9 protein-coding genes are annotated in these 10,439 nt (G+C 71.9%); 4 read left to right on the top strand and 5 right to left on the bottom strand.

Features of this window, described 5'->3' with window-relative positions:
- Positions 1-55: 55 nt before the first annotated feature.
- The 3 genes from ACFWN1_RS28465 to ACFWN1_RS28455 form a co-directional block, all read right to left on the bottom strand.
- The gene (locus ACFWN1_RS28465) at positions 56-727 is read right to left on the bottom strand and encodes a potassium channel family protein (RefSeq protein ID WP_384367956.1); all 672 of its coding nucleotides are present in this window, start codon (positions 725-727) and stop codon (positions 56-58) included.
- The gene (locus ACFWN1_RS28460; RefSeq protein WP_217464924.1) at positions 727-1,398 is read right to left on the bottom strand and encodes a TrkA family potassium uptake protein; all 672 of its coding nucleotides are present in this window, start codon (positions 1,396-1,398) and stop codon (positions 727-729) included. The genes ACFWN1_RS28465 and ACFWN1_RS28460 overlap by 1 nt, the downstream gene beginning before the upstream one ends.
- Before the next feature lie 112 nt (positions 1,399-1,510).
- Positions 1,511-1,645, bottom strand: coding sequence for a hypothetical protein (locus tag ACFWN1_RS28455; protein ID WP_384367953.1), 135 nt, complete (start codon positions 1,643-1,645; stop codon positions 1,511-1,513).
- A 160-nt stretch (positions 1,646-1,805) separates the two neighbouring features.
- Between ACFWN1_RS28455 and ACFWN1_RS28450 the strand changes: the two genes are divergently transcribed.
- Together ACFWN1_RS28450 and ACFWN1_RS28445 are read left to right on the top strand one after the other, a co-directional pair.
- Positions 1,806-3,854, top strand: coding sequence for an APC family permease (locus tag ACFWN1_RS28450; RefSeq protein ID WP_384367950.1), 2,049 nt, complete (start codon positions 1,806-1,808; stop codon positions 3,852-3,854).
- A gap of 94 nt (positions 3,855-3,948) precedes the next feature.
- Positions 3,949-5,268, top strand: a complete 1,320-nt coding sequence (locus ACFWN1_RS28445; RefSeq protein ID WP_384367947.1) for a class I SAM-dependent RNA methyltransferase — start codon at positions 3,949-3,951, stop codon at positions 5,266-5,268.
- Positions 5,269-5,600: 332 nt separating this feature from the next.
- On the opposite strand, the gene ACFWN1_RS28440 is transcribed toward ACFWN1_RS28445, so the two are convergent.
- Positions 5,601-6,695 carry an NAD(P)/FAD-dependent oxidoreductase gene (locus ACFWN1_RS28440; protein WP_384367944.1) on the bottom strand — a complete coding sequence of 365 codons (1,095 nt, stop codon included), beginning with the start codon at positions 6,693-6,695 and terminating at the stop codon, positions 5,601-5,603.
- A 149-nt stretch (positions 6,696-6,844) separates the two neighbouring features.
- Here ACFWN1_RS28440 and ACFWN1_RS28435 point away from each other — a divergent pair, with 149 nt between their 5' ends.
- Together ACFWN1_RS28435 and ACFWN1_RS28430 are read left to right on the top strand one after the other, a co-directional pair.
- Complete coding sequence (locus ACFWN1_RS28435; protein WP_384367941.1) at positions 6,845-7,105, top strand: zinc-binding dehydrogenase; 261 nt, start codon at positions 6,845-6,847, stop codon at positions 7,103-7,105.
- 12 nt (positions 7,106-7,117) lie between these two features.
- On the top strand, positions 7,118-7,840 hold the full coding sequence (locus ACFWN1_RS28430; RefSeq protein WP_384367938.1) for a TetR/AcrR family transcriptional regulator: 723 nt from the start codon (positions 7,118-7,120) through the stop codon (positions 7,838-7,840).
- A 341-nt stretch (positions 7,841-8,181) separates the two neighbouring features.
- Here ACFWN1_RS28430 and ACFWN1_RS28425 read toward each other — a convergent pair whose 3' ends face one another.
- Complete coding sequence (locus ACFWN1_RS28425; RefSeq protein WP_384367935.1) at positions 8,182-10,389, bottom strand: trehalase family glycosidase; 2,208 nt, start codon at positions 10,387-10,389, stop codon at positions 8,182-8,184.
- Positions 10,390-10,439 lie beyond the last annotated feature (50 nt).

The following is a 10,439-nucleotide window of genomic DNA, read 5'->3' as shown; positions in this document are numbered from 1 at the left end:
CGCACGAGGAGAGCGCCCGCGGACATCCGCGGGCGCTCTCCTCGTGTGTCCGGGCTCAGGCGGTGTCGCGGCGCACCGACAGCAGGTCCTCCAGCTGCTCCTCGCGGGCCTGCGCGGCCACGAAGAGGAGTTCGTCGCCCGCCTCCAGGGAGTCCTCCTTGGACGGCGTCAGCACGCGGGTGCCCCGGATGATGGTGACCAGGCTGGTGTCCTGGGGCCACTCCACGTCCCCGACCTGGGTGCCGGCCAGCGCCGACTCCTCGGGCAGGGTCAGCTCCACCAGGTTGGCGTCGCCGTGGCTGAAGCGCAGCAGCCGGACCAGATCGCCGACGCTCACCGCCTCCTCGACCAGGGCGGACATCAGACGAGGGGTGGAGACGGCCACGTCCACGCCCCAGGACTCGTTGAAGAGCCACTCGTTCTTGGGGTTGTTCACCCGGGCGACGACGCGCGGGACGCCGTACTCCGTCTTGGCGAGCAGCGAGACGACCAGGTTGACCTTGTCGTCGCCGGTCGCGGCGATCACGACGTTGCAGCGCTGGAGCGCGGCCTCGTCCAGGGCCGTGATCTCACAGGCGTCGGCCAGCAGCCACTCCGCCTGCGGCACCCGCTCCACCGAGATGGCGGTCGGCGCCTTGTCGATCAGCAGGATCTCGTGGCCGTTCTCCAGCAGTTCCGCAGCGATCGAGCGGCCGACCGCCCCGGCTCCGGCAATGGCGACCCTCATCAGTGACCGCCCTCCTCTTCGGGGCCCTCGGCGAACGCCGCCTCGACCTTCTCGACCTCGTCCGTCCGCATCATCACGTGCACCAGGTCGCCTTCCTGGAGGACCGTCTGCGACGTGGGCAGCACGGCCTCGCCCAGCCGGGTCAGGAACGCCACGCGGACGCCCGTCTCCTCCTGGAGCTTGCTGATCTTGTGGCCGACCCACTTCGCGGAGGCGTGCACCTCGGCGAGCTGCACCCCGCCGGTGGGATCGCGCCACAGCGGCTCGGCGCCCGAGGGCAGCAGCCGGCGCAGCATCTGGTCGGCGGTCCAGCGGACCGTGGCGACGGTCGGGATGCCCAGGCGCTGGTACACCTCGGCACGGCGCGGGTCGTAGATCCGGGCGGCCACGTTCTCCACGCCGAACATCTCGCGGGCCACCCGGGCGGAGATGATGTTGGAGTTGTCACCGCTGGAGACCGCGGCGAAGGCGCCCGCCTCCTCGATGCCTGCCTCGCGCAGAGTGTCCTGGTCGAAGCCGACACCGGTGACCCGGCGGCCGCCGAATCCCGGCCCCAGCCGACGGAAGGCGGTGGGGTCCCGGTCGATCACCGCGACCGTGTGGCCCTGTTGCTCCAGGGTCTGGGCGAGAGCGGAACCCACTCTGCCGCAGCCCATGATGACGATGTGCACGACCGTCCTTCCGGTGTCCAAAAGTTGCTGCTCGGCATCAGGGTCTCAGACCGAGGCCCAAAGCTGCACACGCGTGCGCGCACTACCCGGCGTCAACCTGTCGTGACGGCGTTCATCTGTGCTGTTCCGTGACCGCGGTCACCCCCGGAGCCGCGCGCCGAGTGATGCTGCGCACGCTGCGGCAGGTGAGGACGGCGAGGCCGGCCAGGGCGAGTACGGCTCCGAGCAGCTCGGGGGCGGCGGACATGGGACCTCCGAAGTGCGATGACGGCCCAGGGCTGACATCTAGGCACGCAGGCGCGCACACCCGGCACACCCCACTTCCGGGGGCCCTCGATTTCACTCGTGAGGCAGAACGTGGCCACCGGGTGGGCGGGTTCCTGTTCGAACCCTTACGATCCTCTCTCGTGTCCAAACTGACCGACGTGCCCAAACGGATTCTGATCGGGCGCGCACTGCGCAGTGATCGGCTGGGCGAGACGCTTCTCCAGAAGCGCATCGCCCTCCCCGTCTTCGCCTCCGACCCGCTGTCCTCCGTCGCCTACGCGCCGGGGGAGGTTCTGCTGGTCCTGTCCATCGCGGGTGTCTCGGCCTACCACTTCAGCCCCTGGATCGCCGTCGCGGTCGTCGTGCTGATGTTCACGGTGGTCGCCTCCTACCGGCAGAACGTGCACGCCTATCCCAGCGGCGGCGGCGACTACGAGGTGGCGACCACCAACCTCGGCCCCAGAGCCGGACTGACCGTCGCCAGCGCCCTGCTGGTCGACTACGTGCTGACCGTGGCCGTGTCGATCGCCTCCGGCATCGAGAACCTCGGCTCGGCGGTCCCCTTCGTGGTCGAGCACAAGGTGCTGTGCGCCTCCGCCGTGATCATCCTGCTGACGGTGATGAACCTGCGCGGGGTGAAGGAGTCGGGCAAGCTCTTCGCCATCCCGACCTATGTCTTCGTCGGCGGCGTCTTCATCATGATCGCGTGGGGCGCGTTCCGGGGACTGGTCCTCGGGGACACCATGCGCGCGCCGACGGCCGACCTCCACATCCGGGCGGAGCACCAGGGCCTCGCGGGCTTCGCGCTGGTCTTCCTGCTGCTGCGGGCGTTCTCCTCCGGCTGTGCCGCGCTCACCGGCGTGGAGGCCATCTCCAACGGCGTCCCCGCCTTCCGCAAGCCCAAGTCCAAGAACGCGGCCACCACGCTCGCCATGATGGGCCTCCTCGCGGTGACCATGTTCTGCGGCATCATCGCGCTCGCCATGACCACCAAGGTCCGCATGGCCGAGTTCCCGGCGACCGACCTGCTGCGCCACGGCGTGCCCATCGGCTCCGGCTACGTCCAGAACCCGGTGATCTCCCAGGTCGCCGAGGCGGTGTTCGGCAAGGGCAGCTTCCTGTTCGTCGTCCTCGCGGCGGCGACGGCCCTGGTCCTCTTCCTCGCGGCGAACACGGCGTACAACGGCTTCCCGCTGCTCGGCTCGATCCTCGCGCAGGACCGCTATCTGCCCCGCCAGTTGCACACCCGGGGCGACCGGCTGGCCTTCTCCAACGGCATCGTGCTGCTCTCCGGCACCGCGGCGCTGCTGGTGGTCATCTACGGGGCCGACTCCACGCGGCTGATCCAGCTGTACATCGTCGGCGTGTTCGTGTCCTTCACCCTCAGCCAGACCGGCATGGTCCGGCACTGGAACCGGCACCTGGCCGTCGAGAAGGACCCGGCCAAGCGCCGCCACATGGTCCGTTCCCGCGCGATCAACACCTTCGGCGCCTTCTTCACCGGCCTGGTGCTGGTGGTCGTGCTGGTCACCAAGTTCACCCACGGCGCCTGGGTCGCCCTGCTGGGCATGTGCATCTTCTACGCGACGATGACCGCGATCCGTAAGCACTACGACCGGGTCGCCGATGAGATCTCCGCCGTGGACGGCCCCACCGACGACAGCGTGCGCCCCTCCCGCGTGCACTCCGTGGTCCTGGTCTCCAAGATCCACCGTCCCACCCTGCGGGCCCTGGCCTACGCCAAGCTGATGCGCTCCGACACCCTGGAGGCGCTCACCGTCAGCGTCGACGCGGCGGAGACCAAGGCGCTGCGGGCGGAGTGGGAGCGGCGCGGCATCGAGGTACCGCTGAAGGTGCTGGACTCGCCGTACCGCGAGATCACGCGGCCGATCATCGAGTACGTCAAGAACCTCCGCAAGGAGTCCCCGCGCGACGCGGTGTCGGTGATCATCCCGGAGTACGTGGTCGGTCACTGGTACGAGCATCTGCTGCACAACCAGAGCGCGCTGCGGCTCAAGGGCCGGCTGCTCTTCACGCCCGGCGTGATGGTGACCTCGGTGCCCTACCAGCTGGAGTCCTCCCAGGTGGCCCGGGACCGGGCGCGCAGGCGGCAGGAGTGGAGCGCTCCGGGCGCGGTGCGGCGGGGGCCCGCCGAGCGGCCCAGGGACGGGGCGGGCGCAAAGGAGTGACGGAGGGGGGCCGCGGGACCCCGTAGACTGGACGGCTGTTGTCCGCGCGGGCCGGTGTCCGCCCGCGTCCCCCCGATCTTGGAGTCACCCCACCATGCAGGCAGAACCGAAGAAGTCGCTGGTGGGCGAGGAGTACGAGGTCGAGATCGGCCCCGTCGCCCACGGCGGCCACTGCATCGCCCGGACCGCCGAGGGCCAGGTGCTGTTCGTCCGGCACACGCTGCCGGGCGAGCGGGTCGTGGCCCGGGTGACCGAGGGCGAGGAGGGCGCGCGCTTCCTGCGGGCCGACGCGGTGGAGATCCTGGACGCCTCCAAGGACCGCGTCGAGGCGCCGTGTCCCTACGCGGGCCCCGGCCGCTGCGGCGGCTGCGACTGGCAGCACGCCAAGCCGGGTGCGCAGCGGCGGCTGAAGGGCGAGGTCATCGCGGAGCAGCTCCAGCGGCTCGCGGGCCTCACCCCGGAGGAGGCGGGCTGGGACGGCACCGTCATGCCGGCCGAGGGCGACAAGCTGCCGGCGGGCCAGGTGCCCCAGTGGCGCACGCGCGTGCAGTACGCGGTCGACGCGGACGGCAACGCCGGCCTGCGCCGCCACCGCTCGCACGAGGTCGAGCCGATCGACCACTGCATGATCGCGGCGCCCGGTGTCAGCGAACTCGGCATCGAGGACCGGGACTGGTCGGGCATGGCCTCCGTCGACGCGATCGCCGCGACGGGCTCGCAGGACCGCATGGTCATCCTGGAGCCCCGCCCCGGCGCCCGGCTGCCGCTCGTCGAGCTGGACCGGCCGGTGTCCGTGATGCGCGTCGACGAGAAGGACGGCGGCGTCCACCGTGTCCACGGCCGCGCGTTCGTGCGCGAGCGGGCCGACGACCACACGTACCGCGTCGGCAGCGGCGGCTTCTGGCAGGTCCACCCGAGGGCCGCCGACACCCTGGTCAGGGCGGTCATGCAGGGCCTCCTCCCGCGCAAGGGCGAGATGGCCCTCGACCTCTACTGCGGCGTGGGCCTCTTCGCCGGCGCCCTCGCGGACCGCCTGGGCGAGAAGGGCGCGGTACTGGGCATCGAGTCCGGCAAGCGGGCGGTGGAGGACGCGCGGCACAACCTCGCGGACTTCCCCCGGGTGCGGATCGAGCAGGGCAAGGTGGACTCCGTCCTGCCCCGCACCGGCATCACCGAGGCCGACCTCATCGTCCTCGACCCGCCCCGCGCGGGCGCCGGCCGCTCCACGGTCCAGCACCTCTCCACCCTGGGCGCCCGCCGCATCGCCTACGTGGCCTGCGACCCCGCCGCACTCGCCCGCGACCTGGGCTACTTCCGCGACAACGGCTACCGGGTGCGGACGCTGCGGGCGTTCGATCTGTTTCCGATGACGCATCATGTGGAGTGTGTGGCGATCTTGGAACCGGCGAAGTAGAGCCGCCTACCTGGGGGTCATCGGCGCTCGCCTGCTGCTCGACCTGTTTCGCGCGTTCAACCGGTGAATGGTTGCGTTACTCTTCGGGGCCGCCTGACCTGCGGCTACAGGCAGGCTTGGCGACAGCGGAAAGCCGTGTCCGCACGTTCCACAGGATGCTGACGCTTGTCCTGAGGCTCCGTCGTGCCGGTGGGTCGCGTCCGACGCGGCTGTGCGGCACTGGACCACGACTGTGCCGGCGACCGGTGGAACCGTGGGGGCAGTGGGAAATGACAACGGACGTAACCGGCCTCCGTACGGAAGGGACTCATGGGGTCGGGTGCCCGGAAAGGTCAGGCGGGGGCGCCGAACAGCTCGCCGAACCGCCCGAGCATCAGGTCGGCGCCCTTGTAGCCGGAGGTCTCCGCGGCGCCCAGCACGACCGGACCGTCGGGGCCCGGTACCTGCGAGGCGCCGCCGGTCGAACCCAGCGGCACGAGCACCGCGTCCGGCCCCGGCCGGTAGGTCTGCTCCACCGTGCCCCCGGCGGCCAGCGCCCTGATGTTGGCCGCGACCGTGACGGCGTGTTCGGTAGCCGCCTTGGACCGCTTCGGCTCGGGCACGGCCGTGACGTCACCGATGGCGAACACGTTCGGCGTGCCCGCCACCCGCAGGTGCTCGTCGACCGCCACATGCCCGTCCGGCCCCCGGGCGGTGACGAGTTCACCGGCCAGCATGTCGCTGAGCGGCGTCATGCCGTAGCAGCGGAACCACAGGTCCGCGTCGATCCGTAGGCCCGCCTCGGTGGTGACCGAGAACGGCTCGCGCACCCCCAGGGGCGCCGACGGCGGTGCGGTCAGCCCGCTGCCCAGCTCCAGCCGCACTCCCCGCTGGGCCAGTTGCTCACGCAGCGCGTCGCGCAGCTCGGGCAGATAGCGCCCGCCCAGCACGTCCTCGGCGGGGTCGACCACGATCACCTCCGTCCGCGGCCACCGCTCGGTGATCTCCCCGGCCAGCTCCAGCCCGACGGGACCGGCCCCGAGCAGCAACACCCGGGAGGAGGCGGCGAGTTCGGCCCGCGTTTCCGCGTGTCGCAGCACGGAGTCGGCGCTGTCCTCGGTGTCCGGCTTCGCCGGGTAGGGGTACGACGAACCGGTGGCGAGGACGACGTAGTCCGCGTCCACGCGCGTGCCGTCGGCCGTGGTGACACCTGACGCGTCCACCGCCACGGCGCGGTCGCGCACATGCCGGCCCCGGGTGAGCAGCCCGTCGTAGCCGAAGTAGATCCGCCGGGCCCACTCCTCGTCGACCAGCCCGCGCAGGGCCGCCACCGCGTGGACGAAGGCGTCCTTGGGGTCGATCAGGACGACATTGAAGTCCGGGTCCAGGTCACGGGCCAGCGCGGCCCCTCCGTATCCGCCGCCGACGATCGCGACCGTACTGCCCATACGTTGCGCTCCTTGTGCCCACGTCGGAACCGCCGGCGGAAGACAGGGCTCCCGCCGACGCCGGGAAGAAGCCTAGCGGCAGCCTTAGGTAAAATGCAATCTGCATGGCAATTAGTGACCCCAACCGCACAGAGACGTCGAGGTGTCGCATGCCCCTGGCCTACGCCGTCGCCGCACTCGGCGGCGCACCGGTGGGGCCGGTGCGCGACCCCGCGATCCTGGGCGCGGTCGTGGAACTGGTCCGCACCGGCGCTCTGGACCCGAAGGTGACGCGCGTGATCCCCTTCGAGCGGGCCGCCGAGGCGGTCCGGGCCGTGGAGGGCGGACACGGCCGGGGCGAGACCGTCCTGGAGATGCCACCCCTAACCGGAGAGCCCGAGCGACGGACAGCCCGACCGGCCAGAAAGTAATATGCAACATGTATGGCAATTCGGCCGAAAGGCCGTCCGATTTTGGAGGCTCACCTGAACACCACACCTGCGGCCCCCGCCGCCCCGGACGTGCCGCCACGCCCGGGGCGACCCGGTGGCAGAGCCGCGAAACGCCGGGCCATCACCCAGGGCGCGCGTACCGTCTTCGGCCGCGAGGGGTACAGCCGCACCAGCATCGAGGCCATCGCCGCCGAGGCCGGGGTGTCCACCCGCACGATCTACAACCACTTCCAGGGCAAGGACCACCTCTTCTCGGACGTCGTCCACGACAGCGCCAGCCAGGTCGCGGACGCCTTCATCGCGACGGTGGCCGAACAGCTCTCCGGCCTCGACGCCCGCGCCGACCTCATCGCCCTAGGCCGCGCCCTGATCGGCCAGCGCACCCGGTTTCCCGACCACTTCGCGATGATCCGGCAGATCAAGGCCGAGGTACAGCACTTCTCGCCCGCCCTGATCGACACCTGGCAGCAGGCGGGCCCCCTCCGCGTCCAGCACGAGGTCTCCCGGCGCATCTCCCAGCTCTCCGACGCCGGTCTCCTGCACGTCTCCAGCCCCGCCCGCGCCACCCTCCACTTCGTCGCCCTGGTCAACTCCGAGATCACCATCAGCCCCTACGCCGGCCCCGCCCCGAGCCCGGCCCAGGTCCGCGCCTGCGTCACCCGCGCGGTCGACGCGTTCCTGCACGGCTACGGGGGCACCGCCGGCACGGCCTGAGCGCATCGCCACCACCTCCTCGAACCGGCCGCGGTGGGCTCGGAGGCGGGGGAGAGATGACGACGAACGACGTACGTCCCCCACCTGGCCCGGTCGCCGGCCCGCGCGCCGAGGAGGGCCGGTCGGCCCTCGCGATGCGCGTCCCCACGGACGGCACGGTAATGGTCTGTCTGCCCGTCGGCGGCAGCGTGCGCCTCGCCGGGCCGGGTGCGGCGACGGCGGCCGTCCGCGGCTACGCCCGCGCACGGTCAGCACGGCGGGCTCTCGTCCGGGTGTCGCCCGGACAGGGCCTCCCGGCCTCCGGCCGCACGGGGTGCCGTGTGCGGCCGGGGCCCCACGATTCAGGTGTTGCGGGTGATGCCGCCGCGCAGGAGTTCCAGCAAGGCGGTCGCCGACCAGGTGAAGTTGGTGGTGTTCAGGCCGGCTCCGGTCAGCGGGTCGTAGTTCTCCCGGAGCGGGGCGTCACCGAGCATGCCTTGGGCGTGCCGCAGGCCGGCCTCGGTGAGCTTCTCCGCGTCCCGGTGGTAGCCGTAGGCGTGCAGGCCGCTGACGGTGAAGAGGAACTGGTCCATCCACACCGGGCCGCGCCAGTAGCCCGCGGCGGTCGGGTCGAAGTCGGGGTTCTGCCGTGAAACGGAGGGCAGCGGCAGCGGGGTCGCGAACTGCGCGGGGTCGACCAGCGCCGCGCGTACCGCGGCCGCCTGTTCCGCCGTCGCCAGGCCGGTCCACAGCGGGATCGCGCCCTCGATGCCCTTGCCGGCCGGGATGACCAGGCGGCCGTCGTCGCCGAGGTCGTAGAACCAGCCGGTTCCCGGGTCGTACATGCGAACCCGCACGGTGTCGCGCAGCCGGTCCGCGTCCCGGTCGAAGGCCGCGGCTGCCTCCGGTCGGCCGAGGGCCCGGGAGATGTGGGCCAGGGCCCGCTTCTCCGCGTACAGGTAGGAGTTGAGGTCCACGGACGCCTGGGTCAGGCTGTAGCCGACCGGTGTCCCCTCAGGGTCGCTGTTCGGGACGAGGCCGGCGTCGTCGAAGCGGGGCGCGTTGTCCATCCCGCTCTCCCAGCAGGCCGGGCCCTTCCGCTCCACGAAGGAGTCGTTGGCCGGGTCCAGGGTCGATCCGTACTCGGCCAGGCCGTCCCGGTCGTGGTCGCGGTTGCGGTACCACCAGTCGTGGTGGGCCAGCAGCTTCGGGTACATGCGGCGCAGGAAGCTGAGGTCCGCGCCGCGCTCGTACACGCGCCAACTGGCCCAGGAGGCCAGCGGGGGCTTGGAGTTGCGCTCGTTCCACAGCTTTCCGCCCGCGGCGGGGTCGTCGTAGAAGACGACGTCGGGGACCATCCCCGCGTCCCAGGGCCGGGTCGGGTGGGCGGCGGTGACCTGGTTGTCGAACACCGATTCCACGCTCGACGCGGCCAGTCGAGGGTCGAACAGGGCGACCGTGACGGCCTGCTTCCAGGCGTCCCAGGCCCAGAGTCCGGTGGCGTAGGTGCCGGCGGTGATGCCGCCGGTGATGCCGTCGGACAGCAGGCGGCCGGCCGGGCTGCGCCAGTTGCTGACGATGGTCTGGACGGCTTTGGCGCCCGCCCGGCGGCGGTGGGGGAGGACGCCGTCCAGCGCCCGCCGCAGATAGCCCTCCCAGCGCCGGTCGCCCCGGTCGGCAACGCGTCCGGGGTGCGCGAGCGCCTCGCGGACCTCCTTCCGGGCGGCGGCCGCCTCGGCGTCCGTGAACGTGTAGCTCTCGGTCCAGGCGAACCGCGCCTTCGCCCCGGGCGCCAGTCCGATCGGGCGGCGGGCGGTCGCGCGGTAGGCGTCGCCGGTCACGGCGGTGTCCAGGGGGGTTGAGTGGACGGTCTCGAAGCGCGTCCTGCTCGTGGTGAGGTAGTCCCGCTGGAGCCGCACCTCTTGGAAAGCCACCGCGACCCCGGTGGGGGTGGGGACGAGCGAGGGCGCGCTGCGGATCGGCTCGGTGGTGTGGCGCAGCAGTTCGCCGCTCCAGTGGGCACGCAGGACGCGGGGGCGGGCGCCCTCGTTGCGGACCGTCGCCCGGACCAGTGCGGTCCGGTTCGAGGCGTACCGCAGGTCCAGCGCGATCCGCAGGCCGTCTACCCGGAACTCCTGGGTCAGGATGCCCGGGGCGCTGTGCAGTCGGGGCGCCGGGTCCTGGGAGAGGTCGACCTCCGCCCCGGTCGCCTCGTCGGTCAGCGCGAAGACGCTGATCGCCCGGCTGAGGTACCAGGGGAACTCCTCGGCGAGGTACAGGGGGCCGCTGAAGCCGCCCAGTTGGGCGGTGTCACCGGGGCCGGGAACACCGTAGGCGTGCCAGGCGCCGAGGTCGCAGAACAGGTTGAGGGCGTGCGGGTACGCGTCGGTGGGCACGCCGTGCAGGTCCAGGAGGTCCTGGAGCCCCGAACGGAAGTCGGCGGCGTGGGTCTCCCCCGTCGCGGCCGCGGGCCGGTCCGCCGCGTCGGGGGCAGGCGCGGCCCCCAGCACGGCGGCCCCGACGGGGAGGAGGGCGAGGCCGTGAAAGGACCGGCGGGTGAGGTCTGCCATGGGTCGGGCTCCCTGGTGGTGGGCGGCGCGGGCACGGGTGTTGTCATCAC

The organism is Streptomyces sp. NPDC058459 (assembly GCF_042721685.1).
Taxonomy (GTDB): domain Bacteria; phylum Actinomycetota; class Actinomycetes; order Streptomycetales; family Streptomycetaceae; genus Streptomyces.
Note: the sequence above shows the minus strand (reverse complement) of the source record. Positions and strands in the feature narration are given on the sequence as shown.